Below are 23,481 nucleotides of genomic sequence, written 5' to 3'. Positions count from 1 at the left end.
GACAGCACCATGAGCAACCCCCAAGTCGAACTCCACATCAAGAACCACGGCGTCGTCACGCTCGAACTCGACCGCGCCAAGGCGCCCAAGTCGGTCGAGAACTTCATCACCTACGTGAAGAAGGGCCACTACGACAACACGGTGTTCCACCGCGTGATCCCGGGCTTCATGGTGCAGGGCGGCGGCTTCGAACCGGGCATGACGCAAAAGCCGACCGGTGCCGAAATCGAGAACGAGGCCAACAACGGCCTGAAGAACGACAAGTACACGGTCGCCATGGCGCGCACCAACGCACCGCACTCGGCCACGGCGCAGTTCTTCATCAACGCCTCCAACAACGGCTTCCTGAACCACACCGCGCCGTCGGCGCAGGGCTGGGGCTATGCGGTGTTCGGCAAGGTCGTTTCAGGCACCGACGTGGTCGACAAGATCGAGGGCGTGAAGACCGGCCGCAAGGGCTTCCACGACGACGTGCCGCTGGAAGACGTGATCATCGAAAAGGCCGTCGTCACGACGGAATGACCCCGTTCGCCGAGCTGGCCGCGCCTGCCGGCTGGCGCACGGTCGACCTGCTGTCCGACCTGCACCTGCAAGCCGGAGAGCCGTCCACTTTCGAGGCCTGGCGCGGGTACATGGAAACCACGCCGGCCGACGCGATCTTCATCCTCGGCGACCTGTTCGAAGTGTGGATCGGCGACGACGCGGCCGCCCTGTCCGGCTTCGAGGCGCAATGCGCCGAGGTGTTGCGCAGCACGGCGCAACGCCGGCCGGTGTTCTTCATGCACGGCAACCGCGACTTTCTGCTCGGGCCGGCCTTCGCGGCCGCCTGCGGTATTGCCTTGCTGACCGACCCGACCGTGCTGGTGCTCCACGGCGAGCGCTGGCTGTTGAGCCATGGCGACGAACTCTGCCTCGAAGACCACGAGTACCTGCAATTCCGTGCGCAGGTGCGCTCGCCGGATTGGCAGCAGGCTTTTCTGGCGCGGCCACTCGAGGAGCGCCGCGCGCTCGCGCGCTCGATGCGCGCCCAGAGCGAAGACCGCAAACGCAGCCCCGATATGGTCTGGGCTGATGTTGACGCTGACGCGGCGCGCGAATGGCTGCGCCGCGCGGATGCGCGCACGCTGATCCACGGTCACACGCACCGGCCCGCCGAGCACGATCTTGGCGACGGCCTGCGCCGCATCGTGCTGAGCGACTGGGACATGGCGGCGCACCCGCCGCGCGCACAGTTGCTCTGCCTTTCCGTCGCCGGCGCGCAACGCGTCGACCTGCGCTGATGCTCCGCTGGCTGCGTGGCCTGCGCGCGGGGCCGCAGATTCCCGATGCCGCTTGGCAGGCCACGCTGGCGCGCTACCGCTTCCTGGCCGCGTTGCCCGCTGCCGATGGCGTGCGTCTGCGCGAGCTCGCTGCGCTGTTTCTGCGGGACAAGCGCTTCCATGGCGCGGGCGAATTCACGATCACCGATGAAGTCGCACTGGCCATCGCTGCGCAGGCCGTACTGCCCGTGCTGCATCTGCCGGGCGGATTGAACTGGTACGACGATTTCGTCGGCATCGTGGTGCATGCCGGCGAGGTGGTCGCGCGCCGCCGCGTGACCGACGTGGACGCGGTGGTGCACGAGTACGACGAGGTGATCGCCGGCGAAGCGATGGAGCACGGGCCGGTGATGCTGAGCTGGCAGGACGTGCTGGCCAGCAGCATCACCGCCGACGATGGCTACAACGTCGTGATTCACGAGTTCGCCCACAAGCTCGACATGCGCGACGGCGCGGTCGATGGCTGCCCGCCGCTGCCGCCCGGCTTCGCGGGCGCGGCCTCGGGGGCTGCAGCGCGTGCCGCCTGGCTGAAGGTGCTGCAGGCCGCCTATGAAGGCTTTCGCGAAAAAACCATCGTGGCAGACCGCTTTGGCGGCGAGCCGCCCTGGCTCGACGCCTATGGCGCCGAATCGATCGGCGAGTTCTTTGCGGTGGCCTGCGAGGCCTACTTCGTGAACCGGACGCGCTTCGCCGAGGAGTTTCCCGACTTGCCCGGGCTGTTCGACGAGTTCTTCAGGCCGGATCGGGCCTGACGGCGCCTAGCGGCTGCGCTGGCCTTCGGTCAGGCTGTCGAGCTGGAACTTGCCGCTCTTGTCCCAAAGCCAGGTTTCCACGTAGGTGTGGGCACCGATACGACCGGGGGCGGGCAAAGGCGACGCCTTCTTGATCAGCTCGACAATCTGCACACTGACCTCGGGCGCGTGTGAAGGGGCGCGCATGAAGGTCACGGCCTCCACCTCGCCCTTGGCGTCGATGTGCGTTTCCACCGTCGCGACCGCATACACCAGCGGCGGTATCTTGCCCTTGTAGATGCGGTCGGCATAGCGCGTGTAGATGTAGCGCGCCCCGGTCTTGCGGTAGGCGCGCACGGTCGGCGTCTGCGCGGAGATGCGACGCGCCGACTCGGGCAGCGCTGCCTTGGCCTGCTCCTGCGCAGGTGGCAGCGCGGCGGCGTCGGGTTCCGCCGGTTTGGGGGTCGACGGAAAGATGCCGCAGCCGCTCAGGCCCGCGGCGAAGGCCAGGGCGGCCAGCAGCAGGGCGATGCGGTTGCGTGCCATCTTCATGCGCCCTTGAGCAGCGTCTTGAGCACGTTCTGCAGCCGGCGCGCGGTGGCAGCGTCGTGTCCGCTGGCCAGCACCTTGGCCGCATCCTGGCCCCAGGTTTGGGCAGGCGCCGGTTCGTTGCGCTTGGTGAGCAACTGGAGCTGCATCGCGCGGCGCGCATCCACATGCTCGGCCGGCGTCGGCACCTCGGCGGCGATCTCGAGCCGCAGCAACGCGTCGGACGCAGTGCCCGCAGGCGCTGCGTCGACCGCCTGCGACCATGCGCCGCGCACCGCGGGCGACACGGCGCGGCCGAGCTCCTGCACGCTGGGCACGCTGCCGCCATCGCGCTTTTCCCAGGCGCCGAGCAACTGCGTCAATGCTTCGCCGTGCGCCTGCGCCGCCAGCTTGCGCAATGCGGCCTGGGCATGCTCGACAGCGTCGCGCTGGGCGCGGAAGGCAGCATCGCCGAGACGCGGGCCGCGGTCTTCGAAGCGCGGCGCGGCGCGGTCGCCAAAACGGCCACCACGGTCGCCACCGGAGCCGGCACCGAAGCCGCCTGCGCGGTCGGGACGCCCGCCCGGGCCACCCGGGCCGCGGCTGTCGCGCCGGTCGCCCGGCCGATCGCCGGGACGGCCGCCGCGGCCCGCCATCGCGGGCTCGGCCTGGCGCATGCCGGGACGGTCGTCGGCACGGCGCATCGCGACCACCGGCTTGGGGGGAACTGCCGCTGGCGCAGGCGCCGCGGCCGGCTCCGCCGGCGAATCGGTTTCACTGTCGCCGAGCGCTGCAGCGTCGGCAGTGCCGTCCGGCGCCACCAGATCGTGGGCGGGGGCATGCACAGGCGTGACCACTGCCTCGTCGACTTCACCGGTCGCGGGCGCCAGGCCGGCGCTTTCTGCGAATTCGGCTTCGGCCGCCTGTGCGGCTTGCGCCGGCGCTGCGTCTTCGGCGGTGTTGACGTGCGACGTGGCGGCCTTCAGAACAGGCTTCGCCGCGGGCTCGGGCAGGTTGATCTTCTCGCCGCGCATCGCCGCTTCGAGCTGACTCATGGCCGCGCGAATCTTCTGCACGTCGCCCGTGGCGTTGGCCGCTTCGAGCGCCTTGGAGGCGAGCAGCACGTTGCGGTCGTGCTCGCTCATCGCGGACGACACCTTCTCGCGCTCCGCCGTCTTGCGGTTGAAGGCTTCGTCGATCGGGGCGCGGAACGCGTCCCACATCTTCTGTTCGTGGCGGCGATCGAGCGGAACGCCCTGCGCCTCGGCCTGCCAGCGCTGCTGCAGCGCCTTGACGGCGTCGATCCGCAACATCGGCTGGGCACCCAGTTCAGCCGCCTCGGCGATCATGGCCTGGCGGCGTTCGACGCTGGCCTTCTGTGCCGCCTCGAACGGCGCGCGGGCGGCACCGAAAGCCTCGTTCCACTGTGGCTGCAGTTCGGCAAACATCTTCTCTCCGACGTGCCCGGCATCGCGCCAGCGGTCGGCGAACTGGTGCAGCGCGCGGTTGTGCGCCTTCAGATCGGCGGCATCGGCATGCTCGACCGCCCAGGCCTTGACTTCCTCGATCAGCGCGATGCGGTGCGCGCGGTGCTCGGTCGCCTCCGCGCGCACTTTTTCGAGCCAGGACTCGACCACCTTGTGGGCTTCGTTGCAGGCTTCGTCAAAGCGCTTCCACAGCGCGTGGTTCGGCACGCCGCCCTGGTCGGCCTGCTTCCACTGGTCGCGCAGGGCGCGCAGGGTCTCCTGCATCTTGCGGCCGCCCAGCGCCTGGCCTTCGGGCCGCTTGAGCAAGCCTTCGGCCCTCGCGACCAGGTCTTCGCGCACCTTGTCCGCGCTCCAGCGCTGCCAGCCTTCGAGTTCGCCGGCCGCGACCAGCGCCGCATGCACGCGCGCCTCCAGTTCGGATTCGACCAGCTTGCCGTGTTCCTTGAGCACCGCGCGCAGTGCGGTTGCGGCGCCGGCGCTGGCCTTGCCATGACCTTCGGCGGTTTCCTGCTCGAGCTTCGCCAGCGCCAGCTGCACCGCGTCCTGCGCGGCTGCGCGCACGGCCGGGTCGACCGGCGGACGCGCCGGCTTGGCGGGCGCTGCCTTGGGCACCACGGCCTCGCCGCGTGCGGTGCGCAGTTCGTCGGCCCACACGGGCACTGGCGGCAGCGGCGCGGCGGCGTCATTCGCGGCCGCAACGGCCTGCGACAGTGCGCCATGGAAGGCATCGGACACCACGAGCAACTGGGCCCGGGAGGCTTCGAGCTGCGGTGCGAACTTCGCGTCCAGGCTGTTCCAGTTGGCGTCGGCGGTGATTTCGTCCGCCTGCTGCTGCCAGTGCGTGACATCACCGCGCAGGGATTCGTCGGCGGCTTGCGCGTCTTTCCAGCCCTTGGTCGAGAGCACCTCGAAGCGCTGCGCCAGCAGCACGGCTGCCTCGCGATGCACCTGCGCGCGGTGCTGAAGATCCTCGATGCCCTTCACGCGTTCGGCCAGTTGGGCCTTGAAGCCGGCCAGCGGCTCGCGCGACAGCGGCGCGCCGGCCTTGGCCGCATCGCGCTGCCAAGCCAATGCGTCGGCAATGTTGAGCTTGGATTGGGCCAACAACAGTTCGGCCTTGTGGGCCCACTCCGCAGCGATCACCTCCTGGCCCTTGGCGCGCTTGAGTTCGTCGAGCTTTTCGCGCACGGGGCGTGCGGCGCCCTTGTCGCGGCCGCTGAGTTCCTTGAACACATCCTGCAATTGCTCGGGCGTGGGCCGGCCCGCGAGCCAATCGCGAATGCGCTGGGCGCGCTCGCCCGAAGTCGGCGCGGTGAAGGCGCCGCCGGTGAGCGTGTCGAGGGCCTGGAGGTCGGGGGTTTTGGTGGAGCTTGAGGTCACGGAGCGAAAGTCGTTGTCTGAAAAATAAGAGCAAAGCGCACAAGCCGGCATTGCCGGCCAACCGCGCATTTTCACAGACCTGCGGCCGGCTGTCTGCCGGCGCTGGCCGCAAGGGGCCTAACGGGTGTCGAGTTTGAGCTCGGCACCCGGTTTCCAGTCGCTGCCGCTGGCCTGCGTGCGCACGGCGCCGAGGAACAGCCGTTCGCTCGACAGCTTCTGCGCCAGCAGGTAGTCGCGCACCACGGCGCCCCGCTCCACCGCGAGCTGGCGGATCGACTCCTCGTCGACCGGAACGCTCGCGAGCAGCAGGTTTTCCATCTCGCTGGTCGGTAGGTCTTTGGCCAGCCCGACCATGTTGCGCGGCTTGGTGATGTCGGCACGCTTGTAAACCGCAGCGAGCAGTTCGGGGTATTCGGCATCGGTCAACGCCGCCACCTCTGCCGCGTTCTGGCCGCCGCGCGCCGCGCCGCGGCGCTTCTCTGCCTGGGCCAGCTGACGCAGGCGTTGCTTCTGGTAGGCGGTGCGTTCCTGTTCGAGGCTGGCGGTGCCGACCACCGTCATGCGCAGGGCCGGGCGATCGACCAGCGCCTTGGCAACCTTGTCGAGGCTTTCTTTGGCAGCTGGACTCAGCGACGAACTGCCGGCGTCGAACACGATGGCGCTCGACTCGCCGCTGCCGCCGCCGAGCCCGCCCGTGAGCAAGGCGAACGGCGCCGTCGCCGCCTTGGCGATCAGGTTGACGATGGCCTTGAAGATCAGCGGCCCGATGCTGAATTGCGGGTCGTTGAGCGAGCCGCGCAACGGCAGGTCGACATCGATCACGCCGTTGCGGTCGGCCAGCAAGGCGACCGCAAGACGCACCGGCAGGCTCGCGGGCGCGCCCTGCACGGCCTCGCCGAACTGGAGCTGATTCAGGATGAGCTTGTTGGTGGCGGTCAGTTGTCCATCGGCCGCGATCTTGTAGTTGACGTCCATGCTCATCTTGCCGCGCTCGATGCCATGACCGGAATAGCGCACCGAATACGGCGACAGCGGCGCCAGATCGAGCTCGCGCATCTTCGCCGTGATGTCGAGTTCGAGCGGCTTTGCCAGCGGATTGAGCTTGCCGGTGATTTCGAGCGACGCGGTCTGCTGGGCCTTGCCCCGCAGTTCCAGGTCGGCCAGCGCGGGCGACCCGCCCGAGCCCTTGGGCGGATTCGACGAGAACGCGCTGAGCTTGCCGGTCAGCTCGCTCAGATCCGCCGAGTAGTTGGGCTTGACGAACAGGTCGGTGAAGTCGATCTTGCCGTTGACCAGGCTCATCGGGCCGAAATTGATGACCGGCTTGGGGCCGGTGTCTTCAGCCTGGGCGACGGCGGCTGGCGCCGGTACGGCCGCAGCCGGCGCGCCGCCGACCATCTGCTCTGCCGACACTGGCGCGCCCGCCGCAGCGGGCGCGGATGCTGCGCGGGTCGTGGTGGTGGTGCCGCCAAGGCTGCGCCGGCTGCCGGTCTGCGCTGCGGCCTCGGCTTTCGCCGCGCCCTCCTGCTCGCCCTTCTTCGTCAGGTTCTGCAGGTTGAGACGGCCGGTCGGGTCGACGATCACGCGGGCGAAAAAGTCGGTCAACGTGGTTTCGCGCACATCCAGCGCGAGCGGTGCGGTCGGCGCCAGCGCCACCTGCATGCCCCGCAGGCTCAGCGTTTTCCAGCGCAGCAGCTGGTTGTTGCTGCGGTCGAAACCGGGCGACTGGGTCAGCGAGACGCTGTTGGCGCGGAAATCGTCCACTGCCGTGTCCCCGGCCAACTTCAGGCTCATGCCGGCCGGCGCCTGCGCATAGCTCACCGTGCCGCGGTAGCTGGCAAAGGCCCGGCGGATATCGATATTGAGCGTATCGGCGTAGTACGCCTTGAAGGCATGTGCCGGGAACGCGCCGATCTCGAGCCGCCCCTCTGCCGCGATCGGCTTCAACACGATGCTGCCCTTGTAGTCGAAGCGGCCCGGGTCAGCCCGGCCGGCGCCGATGCGGCCCGAAACCTGCAGCGGCGACACGGTGGCGGTGTTGGGCGCGATCTTCTGCGCACTGACCTTCAGCGCCGTGATTTCGACCTCCACCGGCGCGGCACCCGCCTGGTCGGCATAGGAGACGACCCCCCCGTCGACCGACACCGTGCCGATCGTCAGCGCCCAGGGTTTGGTATTGGCGCCCGCAGGGGCGGCACCAGCCTCGGCCGGCTTGGGTGCCGCGGCTTTGGCAACTTCGGTTCCGGTTTGGCCCCCACCCGCGGGTGCCCTGAGCCAGCGCTCGAACATCCAGCGCTTTTCCTTGTCGCGTTCGACCCGCACCTTGGGTTGGTTGGCGCTGAACGTACCGATGGCAAGCTTGTGCTCGGTCATGTCGACTTCGGCATCGGTCAACTCGAAACGGCCGACGCTTGCCAGCGCCGACTTGCCCTGCGTCAGCGCCAGGCCGTCCACAAACAGCTTGCGCGCCTTCAACTTGAGGTTGGGCTGGTTCCAGGCCACGTCGATCTGCCCGCCGAGCTTGCCGTCGAGCGTGGGTTCGAGGCTTTGCGCCAGGTACGGCGCGGCCAGCGACAGCGGCAGGGCCTCGACCTGAACCGTGGCCGTCGCCACCTTGTCCGTGGCCTGGCCTTCGAACTTGAGGGCCGCGCCTCCCACCGACGTGCTGCCGCTGAAGCTGGCCGGTTTGTCCATCGGCCAGCGGATCGCGCCAGCGTCGATGTCGAGCGCGCTGGCCTCGAGGGCGGCGGCCGGGCGGGTGGTTTCGTCGCGCCAGCCGATCTTGCCGCCGCTGAGCGCGAGCTTGTCGACCTGTACTTGCCACGGTTTGGGTTCGGGTGTTTTGGGGGTTGCAGCGCCCGTCGCATCTGCGGAAGGCACTACTACCTTTTCTGCAGCACCGGTGGCAGGGTTGGTGGCCAGCAGGTTGAGCTTGCCGGCGGCATCGCGGGCCACGGCGAGCGTGGGCGCAGCGAGCGCCACCTGGCCCAGGTGAACCACGCGCTCGAGCGGACGCACATCGACCAGGTCCAACTTGAGCCCATCGAAAGCCAGCAGATCGCGCGCCCGGGCATCGGACACCTTGACGCCATGAGCCTCGATCGTGCCGCTGATCTTCAGACTGGCAGTCGCTGCGCGCTGAAAATCGAACTTCAGGTCGGCATCGAGCGAGCCGGACTTGAGCTGCGCAGGCAGCCCGCCCGGTATGTAGCCGAGGTACGGCGCCAGATCGAGCCCCTTGAAGCTGAGCCGGGCATCGGTCTTGCGGTCGTCGGCGAAAGGCGTAGTGAATGCGGCCGAGTCGAACTTGCTGCCGTTGAGGGTGAAGGCCAGCTTGGGTTCGACCTTGACCGCGCGCTGCGACGCGAGATTGCTCACAAACGGCACGTTGAGCACGAAATCGCGCAGCGCATGCTTGCTTTGGACGGACTGGTCGTCGAAATCGACCGAGCCGCCCGTGATCGCGATGTTGTAGATGGCAAAGCGCGGCGGGTCGCCCGGTGGTTTGTCCGCCGGGGTGGCGAGCTTGGCCAGGATGTCGTCGATGTCGTACTTGCCATCGGCCAGGTGGGTCAGCACGACCACCGGCTGATCGATGGCGACCGCATCGACCACGGGCGCCAGCCGCAATACCGACTGGAGCTCGGCATCGGCATACACGCGGGCAATCTGGAACTGCGAGCCTTTCCCGTCGGCTGTGGCGATGCGCAGGTCCTTCAGGGTCAGCTCGAGCGTCCAAGGCTTGAAGTCGACCTGGCCGACGGTGACTTGGCGGCCCAGCCTTTCGCTGGCGATCTTCTGCAACTGGCTCTTGAGGATCGGCGGCACCGCAAGCCATGCCACGAGCCAGAGCGCCAAAAGGACCAACACCGCGGCGATCCCACGCCGCACCCACTTGTTTTGTTTCAACGCAGTCGCATTCATTTGCGTGTGAGTGTGCCGCAAACGCCGCGGCGTTCCCAAAAGCAAGAAAGCCCGGTGGCTCGACGCGAAGTCTTGTCACCGGGCTCGATGGCGGGCACAAAACCCATGCCATCTTTTCGCTCGGCCGGAAGTTGAATGGTTCCGGCCTTGCAGGCAGCAAGAGATTGCCACCGGGGGGTGCCTCTGACGTTGAACCTGGGAGGAATCCCTCTGTTCTCGGTCTTTGGCGAGCACCTGAATTCACAGGCAAAGTTAGCTTACGCTCGCGCGCAGGGCTTTGCAAACTGCTTTTTCAATGACTTATGGCCACCCGATTGAGGCACTTTCGGCGCCTCTTCTTCAGTCCAAATTAGAATAACAAACCTAGACGTTATTCTTGACCGAGTATTTAGCGCCTCCTAGAATCCGCGTAGACCGTGCTGCCCGCTTGCAGCCGGGCTCCATGAATCCGCCGCCGAGTGCCTTGATGCGACCGGCTTGATCGGGCAGCCGCGCTCCACCCTCCTCGCGCGGACCTGATTCGTACTTATCCAAGCGACGTCGCCTCCGACCCATTCCCGCTCTGCGCGTCGCATGCGATCCAGGTGCCGTCCACGAAAGGAACAGCGATGAAACAAGCGTTGGAAGCCACGGCCCGCGGGCTCCGGACTTTTGCGTCCGATGTGGCAGACGGCTTTTTCGAGATCACGCACAACGGCTTTGCACTGATTGGCCTGGCCATCGTGTTCGCCGCGTTAGCGCTGGTCGCACGGCCCGACCTGCGCCAGTCGGGTGAAGATCAGTTGATGGGCTGGCTGCAGTCGCGCAAGCCGGCGCCGGAGCCGACCGACCTCAACCCGACTGCAATCGACCGCACCACGGCCGCGAGTCCGACCGACCTGCCCAAGCAGCAGGCCGCGGTCGCCTATTGGCTCAGCAAGAAATACCGCGTCGCGGCCGAACCGCTCAGCGTGCTGGTGGCCGAGGCCTATGACATCGGCAAGCGCACCAAGCTCGACCCCACATTGATCCTCGCCATCATGGCCGTGGAATCGAGCTTCAACCCCTTCGCGCAGAGCCATGTTGGTGCGCAGGGCCTGATGCAGGTGATGACCCGCGTGCATGGCGACAAGTACGAAAGCGCAGGCGGCACCCTGACTGCCTTCGACCCGGTGACCAATATGCGGGTCGGCGTCAAGGTGCTGCAGGAATGCATCGCGCGCGCCGGTTCCGTCGAAGGGGGGCTGCGCTACTACGTCGGCGCCGCGAACCTCGTCGACGACGGCGGGTACGCCGGTAAGGTGCTGGCCGAGCACGAGCGGCTGCGCCAGGTGGCTGGTGGCCGTGCCATTCCGGTGGCCCCGCCCGCCTTGCGTGTGCAGAATTCGCCGCGGCCGAACGAGCCCGCCAAGTCGGCGGAGCCAGCGGAGCCGGCGGGCGAAAAAGTGGCACTGCTGGGCAGCTCCTGAGCCGCCTCGGCTACACTCGCCGGGTACGCGACTGGCGATAGGCGCAACCCTTTTCAGGGACATGTGCTGACGTGGAATACCACTGGGAAGCGTGCCGCCCGACCTTCGGGCGTTCAGCCGTTCGCCTGGGCAGCCCTTGTTTGATTGAACAAGGACATTTGTCTTCAAAGGACTGCCATGTACCAACGCAACATCCTGGTCGAACAGACCGATCCCGAAGTGTGGGCCGCCATCCAGGCCGAAAACGCACGCCAGGAACAGCACATCGAACTGATCGCGAGTGAAAACTACGCGTCGCCGGCCGTCATGGCGGCGCAGGGTTCGCAACTCACCAACAAGTATGCCGAGGGTTACCCCGGCAAGCGCTACTACGGCGGCTGCGAGCACGTCGACGTGGCCGAGCAACTGGCGATCGACCGCGTCAAGCAGTTGTTCGGTGCCGATGCTGCCAACGTGCAACCGCATTGCGGCGCCTCAGCCAACGAGGCCGTGATGCTCGCCTTCCTGAAGCCCGGCGACACCATCATGGGCATGAGCCTGGCCGAAGGCGGCCACCTGACCCACGGCATGCCGCTCAACATGAGCGGCAAGTGGTTCAACGTGGTGAGCTATGGCCTGGACGCCAACGAAGCGATCGACTACGACGCAATGGAGCGCAAGGCACACGAGCACCTGCCCAAGCTCATCATCGCGGGCGCTTCGGCCTACTCGCTGCGAATCGACTTCGAGCGCTTTGCCAAGGTGGCGAAGGATGTCGGCGCGATCTTCATGGTGGACATCGCCCATTACGCAGGCCTGGTGGCCGCTGGCTGCTACCCGAACCCGGTGCCGTACGCCGACGTCGTGACCTCCACCACGCACAAGAGCCTGCGCGGCCCGCGCGGCGGCATCATCCTGATGAAGTCGCAGCACGAAAAGGCGATCAACAGCGCCATCTTCCCGGGCCTGCAAGGCGGCCCGCTGATGCACGTGATCGCGGCCAAGGCCGTGGCCTTCAAGGAAGCACTGACGCCCGAGTTCAAGAGCTACCAGCAGCAGGTGGTGAAGAACGCGCAAATCTTGGCCGATACCCTCACGCAGCGCGGCCTGCGCATCGTGAGCGGGCGCACCGAAAGCCACGTCATGCTGGTCGACCTGCGTTCCAAGGGCATCACCGGCAAGGAAGCCGAAGCGGTGCTGGGCAGCGCCCACATGACCATCAACAAGAACGCGATCCCGAACGACCCCGAAAAACCGATGGTCACCAGCGGCGTTCGCATCGGTACCCCGGCGATGACCACGCGCGGCTTCAAGGACGAGGAAGCCCGGGCGACCGCCAACCTGATCGCCGACGTGCTGGAAAATCCGCGCGACGAGTCGAATCTGGCCACCGTTCGCGCCAAGGTGCACGCCTTGACCAGCCGCTTCCCGGTCTACGGCTGAAGCCCGCCAACAATCCGGACGCGGCAACAGCATGAAGTGCCCGTTCTGCGGCCACCAGGAAACGCAGGTCGTCGAGACCCGCGTTTCCGAAGACGGCGACTTCGTGCGCAGGCGGCGTCAGTGCGGCGCCTGCGAGAAGCGCTTCACCACCTACGAACGCCCGGACGTCAACTTTCCAGTGGTGGTCAAGAAGGACGGCAGCCGCGCCGACTTCGATGCCAACAAGGTTCGCGCGTCGATGATGCTGGCGCTGCGCAAGCGCCCGGTGAGCATCGAACAGATCGATGGCGCCCTGCTGCGCATCGAACAAGAACTGCTGGCCAGCGGGCTGCGCGAGCTCGAGTCCAACAAGGTCGGCGAGCTCGTCATGCGGGAGCTCAAGAAGCTGGACAAGGTGGCTTACGTGCGATTTGCGTCGGTCTATCGCAGCTTTGAAGACGTGGACGAGTTCAGGCAATTGCTGCGGGATATCTGAGCCGCCAGCCGCAGCGGTCAGCCGCCAGCCGCGTTGCATTTCCCGAAACCGCAATCGCCCTTCCGATCCGGGTCGCAGGTCTTGGGACGCCCCGACATCGGGATCACGATGGCACTGCGTCGCCCCGTCTCGGCCTTCAGTGCCAGGCATCCTGCCTTGTAGCTGTTGCCTGCGCCCGAGAAGCCGTTTCCGTCATAGCTGACGAGCGTGTCGAACCCGTTGCTTAGCGTGGTGTCGACCGTCACCCCGCCACGGAGCGCGTCGAAGGTGCGCAGGGGCTGCGCGGCGCTGTCGCCTGCAACCCGCACTTTCCAGCCGCTGCCCCAGCCCTGCCCTTGCGGACTCACGGTGACGGTCTGCGAGCGCTTGATGGCTTCCGACCTGGCAAGGCTCAAGGCGGCGACGAAATCGCTGGTGGCGGACGCCAGTCGCTGGTTCTGCAGCAGGTCGCGAAAGCTGGGTACGGCGATGGCACCCAAGATCGCAACCAGGGCAATGACGACAAGCATTTCGATCGACGTGAAGCCGCGCGTGCGCAGGCTGGAGACGGCCGTCACCTTCATTGCCAGCACCTGGCCTTGTGGTCGCCTGTGCAACTCTTGACGCCTGTGCTGTCGATCCAGATCTCCTTCACCTGGGGATCCAGGTAGCCCTGCTTGAGGGTGGCCGTCAGCTTGATGCATGTCTTCGCGTCGGCCTGACCATCGCAAGGCGCCACAGCCAGGTCGTACTTGCTGCCGGCCGGCGTATCACCCGAATCGCTCTTGAACGGTTTGTCCGACTTGTAGTTTGCTGTCCGGGTGTAGAAGCGCTCCTGCTGCTGCATCTCCTGCATGAGGGCTGTGCGCGCTTCCGCCCGCCATCCCTTGCGCACGGAATCCATGAACGAGGGATAGGCGATCGCCGCCAGGATCGAAATGATGGCAACGACGATCATCAGTTCGATCAGCGTGAAGCCGCATGCCGCGCGATGCTGGCCGGATGCGGCATGGGAACGGCTCATTGCCTGAGATCCTTGTAGTTGATGACCTGACGCCAGTTCAAGCGACCGGCCACCTGGGACACCTTGCCGCCTTCGATCGGTCGCGTGATGGAAACGCCGGGGCCGTTGCCAGTGCCGGTGCCCAGATTGATCACCGCCACTTTCCTGGTTTCAGTTCGTCGTCCGAACGAATCGGTCGAAGTGAAGGCGCCCTCGCCTTCCTGAATGACGAGCGGCGAGGCGAGCAGCCCGATGGTCGACGGAATGCAGGTGCTGCCCACGGAAAGTCCCGACATCGCATTCACCCCGCAGCTGTGGCCGCCGCCGCCCGCGCCGCAGGCGTTCGGGTTCGGAATCAGCGTGTTGAAAAGGAGGAAGCCATCGCTGAGCAGCATGCGCGAGACTTGCCGCTCGCCGTTGTCGGTCGCTTGCGGCAGGTCGAAGTACCAGCCGCGGCGTTGCGCGGTCTTGCTGTCGTAGGGCCCGTAGACGAAGGCACTGCCGGCGATGGTGAACCGGCCCTGGTCGTCGGCCGTGACGGTGCGCGACTGAAGCTGGGTGCGCGCCTGATCCGCCGGAATTGCGGACCTGGTGTCGTAGACGCCATAGAGAGTCTGCACGCGCCGGCTGCCCAGGTCGTCGACCTCGACGAACTTTCCGGTGCCGAAGAGGACGATGGCGCCGCCATTCGGCCCGGCCCCCACTTCCGGTGCGATCGTGATCGGTTGCCGGTTCCCGTCGGCGTCTTTCGCCACCATCAAGGGTGCGCTCCCGAGCGGCAGTGCCGTGGCTTCACTCCATGGCGCACTCTTGCTGAAATCGAACTTCCACAAATTGCCCTGCGTATCGCCCGCGTACAGCAGGCGGGCCGTGTTGTCGGACGCGGCATGGTCGCCGACTGGCCCCAAGGCATTGGCCACGGCCGTGTCCGCGGGATTCGGCAGCACGATCTTGTAGTAGTTGCGGTTCCGCTCCCATGCGGCGGCGGGCGGCTTGTCCAGCGAGAGCAGGAAGAGCGCTGCGGCCTTCTTCGCGTTCCCGTTGTTGAAGCCGGAGGGGACGACGGCGAACCAGCGGTAGACGGCTGGCTTGCCGTCCCTGGCCACCGCAGTGCGGAACTTCATGATCCGCGGCGCTTGCGTCACGTAGCCCATGTCGGCATCGTCCTCACCGGTGAACTCCCACAGCACATTGCTCGCCGAAAAGGTGGCCGGGTTGGTCACGTCGAGCGCAAAGACACCGCGCGCCCCGCCGCCCAGGCCGGAAACCAGCGCGGTGCGCCAGTGGCCTTCGGCCGACTGCATCTCACCCGCGGCCGCGCTGCCGTCGACGTAAGGCTGATGAACGTAGTCTGGCGAGGTGTAGGCACCGAGCCGGGCGTACATGGAACGCGGCACGTAGGCGAAGAGCTCGGCCCCCGTGTCGGCGGCGAACGCGTGGAGCATGCCGTCGTTGGCGCCGACGTAGACGGCCCGCGGGCGATCCTTGTGGGCCGCCGCGAACTTGTCATAGTCCTTGCCCTGAACCGTCGAACTGGGCGCGCCCACCAGCAGCGGCGTTGAATTGACCACATCGCCCATGACCGAATCACGGGTCCTGAAGACACCGCCCTTCTTGTCGGCCTCGCCGGTGCGATCGCCACGCAGATAGGCGACGCGGCCCTCACCGAGCTCGTCCCTGGCGCCGACTTGCGAAAACGGCTCCGCATTCAGCAGATCCGACAGCACCTTGTCGCCTGACACGGCTGTCCACTGGAACTCCGCGCCGGCTCTGGAACTGAGCTGCGTGAAGATCTTCCGGGCTGCCGCTGCCGGCTTGTCCGCGGCGGTCAGCAACGCGCCTGCGCTCCAGGTCGGCGTGTTGCCCTTGTTCACCGCGCCCAGCGTGACGTCATAGGTCAGGGGGTAGGCCAACAGCGAGCCGGACCAGCGCGTGCTGTCCAACTGCGGAACGTAGACGTGGGTGCCACTCGAGGCAATGCGCGTGCCGGACAGCGCGCCGCCGGCGATGGTGCCGCTTGCCGCACCGGCTTTCGCGAAGATCTGGCGAATCGCGGCGATCATCTCCTCGGGCTTGCTCGCGAGGAAATAGTTGGAGGGCCTGGGTTGTCCGTCGTCGTCCACCGCCGACTGCCACTCGGAATTCGACACGCTCTCTGCATTGCTCGCACCGAGGGCGGTCACGAACGGATTGCCATCGTTGTTCCTGTCGTCGAAACCGCCGTACTTTGCAGCGAGGTAGTACGCGCTCCCACGCTTGCCCTGGCGGATCGTGCCATCGCCACCTTCGTCGACGTCGATGGTGTAGGTCTTGACCCGGACATCGGGATAGTCGCGGCGTATCTTCTGCGTGTTGGCCCAATAGGCCAGCCCGCTCCATGCCAGCGAACCGCGGTCGGCCCCGGTGTCCAGCGCCGCGACGTTGGACGACGTGATGCGGGTGCCGTTGTTGTAGGCGAAGGCACGCGGCCCGTCGGAATTTCCCCGCGTCGTCAGGCCGGGCTTGCCGGACGGGTGGGTGTACGCCAGGGACTCGCTGTTCTCGAATGCGCCGACAAGGCTGGCCCAGGCCGCCGTGTCGGGCTCCAGCCTGGCAAGATCCGCGGCCCGAAAACCCGACGGCCAGCCATCGATTGCATCGTTGTTGAGACCCGGCAGCGAATGTTCGTGGTGGGTGTTCAGGTCACCAATGGCCAGGATGTAGTTTTTCTGGCAGCTGGCCACGACCGGATCCCATGTGCTTTGCGCTCCGGAGCCCCATTTTTCTGTCTGGTTGTAAACCGGAAAACCATCCTTCATCGCATTCGTCATGCCCGCAGTCGCCTGGTCGGTTGGCGCCTGGCCTTGCAGATAGCGAAGCGACTCGTAGTACATCTCGCCCACCGCGTCCAAGGTCTTGTAGGTGCCGGGGACAGGCCCCGTCCGGCCGAACTGGTTGAGGTAGTTGACGACGCCGCTCGAGCCCTCCGTACTGGCCAGCGGATTGGCGACGAAGACGCCGGTGTTGGCATCCCACTCGGCGGCCTCGTTGGCGATCTTTTCGAACTTTGCGTTTTCTGCGGTTGGCCCCGCGAACTTCATCGGCGCGCGCAGGACACCGCCATAGCGCGCGTTGGTGTTGTCCATCAGATAGCCGAAGGCGGCGAAGCGCATCCTGGCCGAATAGGTCTGGATGGTGCCGACCGGCTTGTAGTTGCCGGCGGGTTGCTTCAGACACAGGTCGCGCCGAATCGGCCCTTCGTCTGCCGAGCAGACATGCACCCGCGCGAAATACGGCGCAGCGCCGCCCGGCCCGTAGCTCTGATCGGTTCCCGGATCGGCGCAACTGCCCGACGCAGTCGAGCCGATGAAAAGGCGGTCGCGGCAGTTGGCAATCCGCACGGTGCCGCCAGCGCCAAGGGCACCGGACAGGGGCGTCAGCTTGTCGAGATTGCCGCTCAACACCCGCGCCGGAAAGTTGTGGCCGGCGTTGTAGAAATTGTCCTGGAGAACTGCGCGCTGGAGCACGGTCGTGTCCGCGGTGTCCAGCACGCGGTCTCCGCCGGTCATGGCATAGCGCAGCATGTCGATGGCCGACGACGCAGCCCAGTTCAGCATGTTGCCGCTCCACTTGCCGGCGCAGACGATTTCACCGGCCGACACCGTCGCGCTGGCGGTGCGCCTGAAGTAGCCGTCTGCGATGGCGTAGTCGTAGCAGCCCATCGAGTCCCAGTAGCCGACATAGGACTTGGTGATGTCGAAGCCCGTCCGGTAGGCCGCGCCTGTCGTCGGAAACTCGACCGACAGATCCAGCACCATGTTCGGCTTGACGCGGGAGGTCGTCGAGAACAGGGGCTCGTCGGCCAGTACCGCATCGGGCGGCAGCACCGGCATCTTTTCCACTGCGCCCGACAGAACGGTTGCTGTGGCCAGATACAGCGCGAGTGCAATGGCCGCGCCCTTCAGATCGCCTTGTCGAATTTTCAGCATGCCCGGTTCTCCCTCACGGACAGCCTGCGCTGACCGTTGGCTTGTACAGATTGGTTTGCAGAACCACCTGCGTTTCCTTCTCGACGCCAAACCCGATCGCCGTGACCCGGAAGATGTTGGTGGCGTTGCCGGCGCTGGCACTTTCGAGCCGGTTGGCCTGCCACCCGCCGTTGTTGCGGATCACCTCGACGATGTAGCGCGGCAAGGCAGCCGGCGTGGCGCCCTGGCCTGTGACGTACTTCTGGCCGGTGAAGGTGCCGTACGCGACTGCGGTCTTGCTCGTGGGCGACAGATCGGCCTGCATCCAGGCCGGTGTGGTGCCCGGCTCGTTCGGCGCGCAAAGACCCAAGCTGGATCCGGCGCCACCGCAGCCCGCGACGAAGGGTGCAACGTCCTTGTTGTTGAAGAGGCACAGGCGCGCAGACGCGGCCTGGTTGGGGCCGAGCACATCGAGTTCGGCATCCGTCAATGCCGCCTCCGCAGCCTGCAGCGCGATCTCGCTGTCCCGGTCGTTGCGCGCACTGCGCTCGTTCACCAGCGAGAGCTGCGCCGCACCGATACCCAGCACGGTCACGATGACCAGCAGCAGCAAGACAACAATCAGCGAGAAACCGCGGTTCGCGAGGACGCCCCGCCCCGTCAAGGCACGCGCGCTCATGTCGGATCCCGTGCGACGTTGCGCAGCATGAGCGTGAAAGTCGCCGTGCTTCGAAATCGCCCGTCGTCCGGCGGGTCGAAATAGACGCTGCTCTTAAACTCCTCGCCCAGCGGGTAAAGGCGGTAGTCATGTCCGCTCACCTGCTTCAGGTCGCCGGCGGGGCGAGCGCTGCGAACCACGATGCCGATGCGCACCGCCACGGCCTTGCGCCATTCGGCATTGATCGGCCCGCCGGTGGCCTGCGCCTTGGCTGCGATGCCCTTCGCATCGAGCCACGCTTCGGGAACGCTGTCGCCATTGCTGTCGTAGCCATAGACAACTTTGAACTTCTCCACACCGCGCGCCAGCGGCTCCGCAGTGAACTTGCCAGCCTCCGTCGCGTACTTGCAATAGAGCTCAGGTTCGCCGTCGGAGGCCAATGCCACGTAGAAAAAACTCCAGGCACGATCGGCGGCCGACGGGATCGCGGCGGGCCCCTTCTGCGGATGACCGAGGCAGTCGATCATGGTGTTGTCGGGCGTGTCGGCTTCGGCCGTGCTTCGCCCGAAGAAGCGCACCATGAGCGAATCGTTCTGGTTGCGGGTGTCGGTGTCGTTGGCGCCGAAGCTGTCGTCCGTCCTGCTCACCGTGGTGTTGGTCGCCCCGCCGATGTTCAGGTCGCGCTGATCGACGGAACCGGCCAGCAGGTTGGCATTGCTGGCGATGACGCCGATGCCGTCGGTCAGACGGTCGGGCGCGTAGTCGGCATAGCCGGCCTGGCGGACGACGCCCTGCACGATGTAGCGCGCGAAGCGCAACGAATCCTGCGCCGCCTGAACCTCGGCGTCTGTGTTGAAGAGCTGCTTGCCCGCCAGGAATGCCGCCGAGGCTGCGAGCACCAGCACGAGCCCGATCACCATGGCGACCATGAGTTCCACCAACGTAACGCCGCGCTGCTGCGCGCGCAGGCCCGTTTCAGAAGGCAACGGGGCTGTAGCCATCGTAGTCCTGTCCGGGGATGAGTTGCATGACGACGCGCGGAGGACGGCTGTCGGCATCCTTCTCGTCGTCGCTGCGAAGGCGCGGGGCCCAGCCGAGCTTGACCACCAGGTTGCGGCCCTTGCTGCTGCAACCCCACGCGTGCGCGTTCTTGGCCGCGTCCCAGGGTGCATCGTCGAAGCACACGGCGACGCGGGCCTCCGGCAAGCTCGTCTTGACGCGCTGGAGCCAGTTGCGGAGATCCCAGGCTGCGAGCTCCGCCTGGCTGCAGGCGGCCGCGACACCTGTGCAGGCGGTCGCGCTGTCGACACCTGGAAGGGCGTCGCGGCTGCTCCTCCAGTCGTCGAGAACGTAGGCGTTCCCGACGCCGTTGCGGGCTGCGATGTTCTTGTTGATGCGCGCTTTTTCCGAAAGCTCGCGCACGAGGTTGACCGCCGTAGTGAACGAGCCTGACTCGTTGGTGGTTCGCACTGCTGTCATCAGCATGCCCACCGCGCCCAGCAGTCCCATGCTGAGAACAACGATCGAGACGAGCACCTCGAGAAGAGAAAAGCCCGCAGCTTTGCGCCTGGATTGCGCCATATTTTTCTGCTCCCTGAACCTCGACCCGCAGGAGCGATTCCCGCGCGGTCGATGCCGGAGTTTAGATTCAAAGCATGGGCGAGGGAACTTCCGTCCAAGCCGCCCAAGCCGCCGGGGTGCTCAACGGCCGGATGGGCGCGTTGCTTTGTGTTCGATGGCGTGTGCGCAATAGTTCAGCGGTTCAACTGCATGATTCGCTTCACAGTTCTCCGAGCTTGGCCCCGTCCACCGGCTTTTGCAGCCACTTGGCGATGTCGCCACCGAGCCCATATGTCACCACGCCGACCATGCTGCAGGTGCTGCGTGGCATGCCGAAGTAGATGAACATCTGGCGTTGCGCGGTGAACTGTGCCGGCGCCGCGCCGGGGCGATCCAGTACGCCATGCAATTGCACGATCTTGGGGCCGCCATAGAGTCCGCCCGCATTGGCCAGGATGTCGGTGATGTCGATGCGCAGGGTCGGTGCACCGGCCACATTGGCCGATGGTGACGGCACGACGAATTCGTAGGGCGTCAGCAACTGATCCTGGATGGCTTGGTTCAGCGAGGCGGGGACATCACACGAATCGTCGGCCTTGCTCAGTTGCACGCCCTTGGCTGTCTTGCCGTAGCTGATGGCGGGCAGGATCACGGCGTTGCGGGAATTCGCCGTCGGCTCCGGCGGCTCGGGTTCGGCCACGGCAGGGCGGCGGGAGCCGCATGCCGCAAGCAGCGTGGTCGCCAACGCGGCGATGACGAGGAGGTGTTTGCTGGTGTTCATTGTTTTTCCCTGTGATATTTTGATGATGCGTCCCGTGTCACTCGAACTCGAAGCGTTGGTTCTTGACGACCTGGTGCTTGCCCCATTGGAAGTTGCAGATGCGGGCCACTTCGGCGCCATCCTTGCTCTCGGGCACGCAGCCGCCGACGATCTTGACTGTCTTGGCGCCCTGCCTGGACAACGGATATTCGATAGAAGGGCCTTCTGGCAGGGTGTGCTCCAGTTCGACTTTCTCGACGAAGTCATCGGTGAGCATGAAGATGACGGCGCCGTCGGCGCGAAGCATGTAGCGGTCGTGCTGAAACGCGGCGCCGCGAACCAGGCATATCTCGACCTTCGATTGCTCGACCTGCAGGGTACGGCACTCGGGCGTCGGTGGCTTGGTCTGCGCGACGGTGCCAGTGCAGGCCGTGGCCAGGAGAAGCGGAAAGACGAGGCGGGGCGTTTTCATGATTCTTGTCGGGTTGGTTGAGGTCGTCCAAGCTCCACTCACAGCGTGGCCGGCGGTGTAGCACCTGGGGTTGCGGACGGTGTCGGCACTGCGCGCTTGATGCGCGGCCCCAGCTTCTGCAATACGTCTGCAGTGTCGAAAACGTCCTTGTCCTTGAGGTCGGCGCGCAACTCGATCAGGATGGAGCGGTCGGGCAACATGGGCACCGCATAGCCGGGCGTGTAGATGTAGACCGGCGGCTGGTATTTGGGCAGCGCGGGTGGCGGCATCCGGAACACCGGCATGGCGCCGGCGGTGCGGTGTATGTTGGCGGCAGCCTCGGTGCGACCGACCACGACATCGCTCTCGGGCGCTGGACGCCGGTGCACCGTGACCACCGTCAACTCGGCCTGGGAATCAACCGAGCCGAAGACATCCTCTTCGGTGAGCACCGTGGCATCCACCTTGCCTTCGATGATCTTGAACGCTGGTGCGCCAGCTTCCTGGGCGACTTCAGCCGCACGGTAGAGCAGGAACGCGTCGATCCATCGCCAGGGCGTGCGACCGTTGCCCTGGAAACGCACGCGGTAGATCGGCTCCGAGAGCTTGCTGCTGCTGTAGCCGAAGGGCTTGCCGTCCGCGCCGGCTACGCGGTAAGACGTGGGGTTGACGCAGCCTGCCAGCACTGCAGCCGCCGTCGCGGCGGCGATAATTTTGAGCATTTGACTTCCCTGATTTGTTGTAAGAACGGGCAACTGAGTCAGAAGATTCGCACAGTGCCGCTATGGCTCCACCTCAGAAGCGCGCATTTGGGTCTGGTGGTTCGCAGTCCCCCTTCTTCACTGTGTGGGAGTGCAAGCGGGCCACGGCTTGCTCAGTTTGAAGACAGCCATCGGATCGACCGTTGGCGTGGGCGTCACGAGCGACTGCAACGATGTTCTCGGCGCGGAGGCAGCGGCTTCTATGTTGTTGCTCTTCGAGTCGATATGTTGCTGAGGCCATCCATCAGTGGACGCCAACAATTTGATCAACGCTGGATGGCGACGGGCCTCCGGTGTGTTGGCGCACTTTGCGACTACATGAGTGAACGCACGGGCGGCCTCTAGGTCGCCCATGCCGAGCCAGTTCCACCTTTCTGCAAAATCCAGGATCGACGCACAGGCGGACGAGGTCGACATTTCATACACGGGAGACCGATTGGGACTGATGACCAAACCGTCCGGGACAAGCTCCCAGTTCGCCCCGTCAGGGTTCAACTGGCGCACCGTCCTCGCCACTTCAAGTAACGCTCCACGCGTAGGGCAATCCGCTGGCGGTGCATTGATGACGCAGAACATCATCTGGCGAAGTTTGGCGTGCTCCCACCGGCCAGGCCCCAACCGAAGTTGTGTGAAGACACCATCACACGCCGACACAGCGCGTACCTGCTCTTTCTGTTCGATGCGGGTGCCCACGGTCAGCAGTACACCGATCAACACAACGATCAGAAGTGCGCCTCTGAAAATGCCCGGTGCGTAACCAGGGGCGGTCAAGGCTTTCCAAAGCTGGTGATGGAAAGGCGGGCGCTTCGCTAGCTGACGCCATCGCTGCAAGTGGTCCGCCGTACCGGCCTGCTTCGCGGGCAAGATCATGGCAATTAGCGGGTGCGAGCGATCGACATTGGCCACCCGGTCTACCCACTCAAGCAAAACGAACGGATCGGGCTCACCCGCGAGCTTCAAGAGTTCTCGCAGAAGTGCTGGCGACATGGTTGCCAGTTCATCCAGCGCAAGAACCCAATGGTGTTGGAGCAAAAGAGGAAGCCGTCGGCCGGACGTGGCATCCATCCAGCCAAAATGGCGCGCAGCGACTGTCAGCAGCACGCCGTTATGCGCGCCAAATCGGCGTTGCTGCAGCGCGAGAGCCAGTTGCTCCTCGAAGAAAGCCCGCGGGCCAAGTGCAACCAGCGCATCGCCTGCCAGCACCGCTTCGAGTGCGACCTGCGCCGAGTCAACGTCGTCACTTGCAAAACTGGCTCGCTGCTCCAGATCATCGAGCGGTTCGAGCACAGGGATCGGGTTGGGCTGAAGACTCTGCAGCGGCTCCCTCGGCTGGGGTTCGAACTCGTGATCGAGTGCGGCGTCTTCGCCGTCACTCTTCGTTTCGTCGTCTACCTTGCCTGATGCTTTTTCCCCTAGTGCGTCTGCGTCTGCTGATGAGAATGCAATGGGCGACGCGGGTCCCAAATCGAAGACCGTCCCGGCCCAAGGCAACGCTATTTCGTAGGCCTCACGGATGTGTGCGAATCGCTCGGGTTCGGTCTCCTGGTCGATGGCTTTGACCGCAGCGGCGTATGCCCTCTGAATGCTGCGGCGATCAGCCCCTGACTCAAGACCCAAATAGGCAAAAGCCTCCAGAAAGTTCATGGCT

19 protein-coding genes and 1 riboswitch are annotated in these 23,481 nt (G+C 65.7%); of the genes, 6 read left to right on the top strand and 13 right to left on the bottom strand.

Annotated elements, in window-relative coordinates; genetic code table 11:
• The first annotated feature begins 9 nt into the window (after positions 1-9).
• The 3 genes from ACSFA8_RS12860 to ACSFA8_RS12850 are packed head-to-tail and all read left to right on the top strand — an operon-like array spanning position 10 to position 2,071.
• Entirely contained in the window at positions 10-522 is a 513-nt protein-coding gene (locus tag ACSFA8_RS12860) for a peptidylprolyl isomerase (protein ID WP_435479909.1), read from the top strand.
• Positions 519-1,280, top strand: coding sequence for a UDP-2,3-diacylglucosamine diphosphatase (locus ACSFA8_RS12855; protein ID WP_435479908.1), 762 nt, complete (start codon positions 519-521; stop codon positions 1,278-1,280). Before ACSFA8_RS12860 ends, ACSFA8_RS12855 begins: the two co-directional genes overlap by 4 nt.
• Entirely contained in the window at positions 1,280-2,071 is a 792-nt protein-coding gene (locus ACSFA8_RS12850; RefSeq protein WP_435479907.1) for a M90 family metallopeptidase, read from the top strand. The genes ACSFA8_RS12855 and ACSFA8_RS12850 overlap by 1 nt, the downstream gene beginning before the upstream one ends.
• A 6-nt stretch (positions 2,072-2,077) precedes the next feature.
• Here the strand turns inward: ACSFA8_RS12850 and ACSFA8_RS12845 are convergent, their stop codons facing one another.
• The 3 genes from ACSFA8_RS12845 to ACSFA8_RS12835 all read right to left on the bottom strand — a co-directional run bounded on the left by ACSFA8_RS12845 (position 2,078) and on the right by ACSFA8_RS12835 (position 9,369).
• Positions 2,078-2,602, bottom strand: coding sequence for a hypothetical protein (locus ACSFA8_RS12845; RefSeq protein ID WP_435479906.1), 525 nt, complete (start codon positions 2,600-2,602; stop codon positions 2,078-2,080).
• A complete protein-coding gene (locus tag ACSFA8_RS12840; protein ID WP_435480213.1) occupies positions 2,599-5,496 on the bottom strand; it encodes a DUF349 domain-containing protein in 2,898 nt (965 codons plus the stop codon). Before ACSFA8_RS12840 ends, ACSFA8_RS12845 begins: the two co-directional genes overlap by 4 nt.
• Before the next feature lie 66 nt (positions 5,497-5,562).
• On the bottom strand, positions 5,563-9,369 hold the full coding sequence (locus ACSFA8_RS12835) for a DUF748 domain-containing protein (RefSeq protein ID WP_435479905.1): 3,807 nt from the start codon (positions 9,367-9,369) through the stop codon (positions 5,563-5,565).
• Positions 9,370-9,977: 608 nt separating this feature from the next.
• Between ACSFA8_RS12835 and ACSFA8_RS12830 the strand changes: the two genes are divergently transcribed.
• From ACSFA8_RS12830 to nrdR, 3 genes are all read left to right on the top strand, one after another.
• The gene (locus ACSFA8_RS12830) at positions 9,978-10,817 is read left to right on the top strand and encodes a transglycosylase SLT domain-containing protein (protein WP_435479904.1); all 840 of its coding nucleotides are present in this window, start codon (positions 9,978-9,980) and stop codon (positions 10,815-10,817) included.
• 17 nt (positions 10,818-10,834) lie between these two features.
• A riboswitch (ZMP/ZTP riboswitch) is annotated at positions 10,835-10,955 on the top strand.
• Positions 10,956-10,994: 39 nt separating this feature from the next.
• Positions 10,995-12,239, top strand: coding sequence for a serine hydroxymethyltransferase (gene glyA / locus ACSFA8_RS12825; protein ID WP_435479903.1), 1,245 nt, complete (start codon positions 10,995-10,997; stop codon positions 12,237-12,239).
• A gap of 31 nt (positions 12,240-12,270) precedes the next feature.
• Entirely contained in the window at positions 12,271-12,714 is a 444-nt protein-coding gene (gene nrdR, locus ACSFA8_RS12820) for a transcriptional regulator NrdR (protein WP_435479902.1), read from the top strand.
• Positions 12,715-12,731: 17 nt separating this feature from the next.
• Here the strand turns inward: nrdR and ACSFA8_RS12815 are convergent, their stop codons facing one another.
• From ACSFA8_RS12815 to ACSFA8_RS12770, 10 genes are all read right to left on the bottom strand, one after another.
• Positions 12,732-13,277 carry a GspH/FimT family pseudopilin gene (locus tag ACSFA8_RS12815; RefSeq protein ID WP_435479901.1) on the bottom strand — a complete coding sequence of 182 codons (546 nt, stop codon included), beginning with the start codon at positions 13,275-13,277 and terminating at the stop codon, positions 12,732-12,734.
• A complete protein-coding gene (locus ACSFA8_RS12810) occupies positions 13,274-13,717 on the bottom strand; it encodes a type IV pilin protein (RefSeq protein ID WP_435479900.1) in 444 nt (147 codons plus the stop codon). The genes ACSFA8_RS12815 and ACSFA8_RS12810 overlap by 4 nt, the downstream gene beginning before the upstream one ends.
• On the bottom strand, positions 13,714-17,664 hold the full coding sequence (locus ACSFA8_RS12805; RefSeq protein ID WP_435479899.1) for a pilus assembly protein: 3,951 nt from the start codon (positions 17,662-17,664) through the stop codon (positions 13,714-13,716). Before ACSFA8_RS12805 ends, ACSFA8_RS12810 begins: the two co-directional genes overlap by 4 nt.
• Before the next feature lie 13 nt (positions 17,665-17,677).
• Entirely contained in the window at positions 17,678-18,322 is a 645-nt protein-coding gene (locus ACSFA8_RS12800; protein WP_435479898.1) for a pilus assembly PilX family protein, read from the bottom strand.
• The gene (locus ACSFA8_RS12795) at positions 18,319-19,287 is read right to left on the bottom strand and encodes a PilW family protein (protein ID WP_435479897.1); all 969 of its coding nucleotides are present in this window, start codon (positions 19,285-19,287) and stop codon (positions 18,319-18,321) included. Before ACSFA8_RS12795 ends, ACSFA8_RS12800 begins: the two co-directional genes overlap by 4 nt.
• On the bottom strand, positions 19,277-19,882 hold the full coding sequence (pilV, locus tag ACSFA8_RS12790) for a type IV pilus modification protein PilV (RefSeq protein ID WP_435479896.1): 606 nt from the start codon (positions 19,880-19,882) through the stop codon (positions 19,277-19,279). Before pilV ends, ACSFA8_RS12795 begins: the two co-directional genes overlap by 11 nt.
• A 199-nt stretch (positions 19,883-20,081) precedes the next feature.
• A complete protein-coding gene (locus tag ACSFA8_RS12785) occupies positions 20,082-20,642 on the bottom strand; it encodes a hypothetical protein (protein ID WP_435479895.1) in 561 nt (186 codons plus the stop codon).
• A 37-nt stretch (positions 20,643-20,679) separates the two neighbouring features.
• Positions 20,680-21,093: a hypothetical protein gene (locus tag ACSFA8_RS12780; protein ID WP_435479894.1), complete on the bottom strand. Its 414-nt coding sequence runs from the start codon at positions 21,091-21,093 to the stop codon at positions 20,680-20,682.
• Between the two features lie 38 nt (positions 21,094-21,131).
• Positions 21,132-21,794, bottom strand: coding sequence for a CC0125/CC1285 family lipoprotein (locus ACSFA8_RS12775; RefSeq protein ID WP_435479893.1), 663 nt, complete (start codon positions 21,792-21,794; stop codon positions 21,132-21,134).
• A gap of 117 nt (positions 21,795-21,911) precedes the next feature.
• Positions 21,912-23,477 carry a J domain-containing protein gene (locus ACSFA8_RS12770; RefSeq protein WP_435479892.1) on the bottom strand — a complete coding sequence of 522 codons (1,566 nt, stop codon included), beginning with the start codon at positions 23,475-23,477 and terminating at the stop codon, positions 21,912-21,914.
• Positions 23,478-23,481: the final 4 nt, after the last annotated feature.

Source organism: Variovorax nitratireducens (genome assembly GCF_051216545.1).
Taxonomy (GTDB): Bacteria; Pseudomonadota; Gammaproteobacteria; order Burkholderiales; family Burkholderiaceae_C; genus Variovorax.
Note: the sequence above shows the minus strand (reverse complement) of the source record. Positions and strands in the feature narration are given on the sequence as shown.

Excerpts from the sequence above, each read along its gene's own strand:
- ACSFA8_RS12775 (WP_435479893.1), bottom strand. The coding sequence starts at position 21,794 with ATGCTCAAAATTATCGCCGCCGCGACGGCGGCTGCAGTGCTGGCAGGC.
- ACSFA8_RS12780 (WP_435479894.1), bottom strand. The coding sequence starts at position 21,093 with ATGAAAACGCCCCGCCTCGTCTTTCCGCTTCTCCTGGCCACGGCCTGC.
- ACSFA8_RS12830 (WP_435479904.1), top strand. The coding sequence starts at position 9,978 with ATGAAACAAGCGTTGGAAGCCACGGCCCGCGGGCTCCGGACTTTTGCG.
- ACSFA8_RS12805 (WP_435479899.1), bottom strand. The coding sequence starts at position 17,664 with ATGCTGAAAATTCGACAAGGCGATCTGAAGGGCGCGGCCATTGCACTC.
- ACSFA8_RS12815 (WP_435479901.1), bottom strand. The coding sequence starts at position 13,277 with ATGAAGGTGACGGCCGTCTCCAGCCTGCGCACGCGCGGCTTCACGTCG.
- ACSFA8_RS12860 (WP_435479909.1), top strand. The coding sequence starts at position 10 with ATGAGCAACCCCCAAGTCGAACTCCACATCAAGAACCACGGCGTCGTC.
- ACSFA8_RS12840 (WP_435480213.1), bottom strand. The coding sequence starts at position 5,496 with ATGCCGGCTTGTGCGCTTTGCTCTTATTTTTCAGACAACGACTTTCGC.
- ACSFA8_RS12785 (WP_435479895.1), bottom strand. The coding sequence starts at position 20,642 with ATGAACACCAGCAAACACCTCCTCGTCATCGCCGCGTTGGCGACCACG.
- ACSFA8_RS12800 (WP_435479898.1), bottom strand. The coding sequence starts at position 18,322 with ATGAGCGCGCGTGCCTTGACGGGGCGGGGCGTCCTCGCGAACCGCGGT.
- nrdR (WP_435479902.1), top strand. The coding sequence starts at position 12,271 with ATGAAGTGCCCGTTCTGCGGCCACCAGGAAACGCAGGTCGTCGAGACC.
- ACSFA8_RS12850 (WP_435479907.1), top strand. The coding sequence starts at position 1,280 with ATGCTCCGCTGGCTGCGTGGCCTGCGCGCGGGGCCGCAGATTCCCGAT.
- ACSFA8_RS12845 (WP_435479906.1), bottom strand. The coding sequence starts at position 2,602 with ATGAAGATGGCACGCAACCGCATCGCCCTGCTGCTGGCCGCCCTGGCC.
- ACSFA8_RS12855 (WP_435479908.1), top strand. The coding sequence starts at position 519 with ATGACCCCGTTCGCCGAGCTGGCCGCGCCTGCCGGCTGGCGCACGGTC.
- ACSFA8_RS12770 (WP_435479892.1), bottom strand. The coding sequence starts at position 23,477 with ATGAACTTTCTGGAGGCTTTTGCCTATTTGGGTCTTGAGTCAGGGGCT.
- ACSFA8_RS12810 (WP_435479900.1), bottom strand. The coding sequence starts at position 13,717 with ATGAGCCGTTCCCATGCCGCATCCGGCCAGCATCGCGCGGCATGCGGC.
- ACSFA8_RS12835 (WP_435479905.1), bottom strand. The coding sequence starts at position 9,369 with ATGAATGCGACTGCGTTGAAACAAAACAAGTGGGTGCGGCGTGGGATC.
- pilV (WP_435479896.1), bottom strand. The coding sequence starts at position 19,882 with ATGGCGCAATCCAGGCGCAAAGCTGCGGGCTTTTCTCTTCTCGAGGTG.
- glyA (WP_435479903.1), top strand. The coding sequence starts at position 10,995 with ATGTACCAACGCAACATCCTGGTCGAACAGACCGATCCCGAAGTGTGG.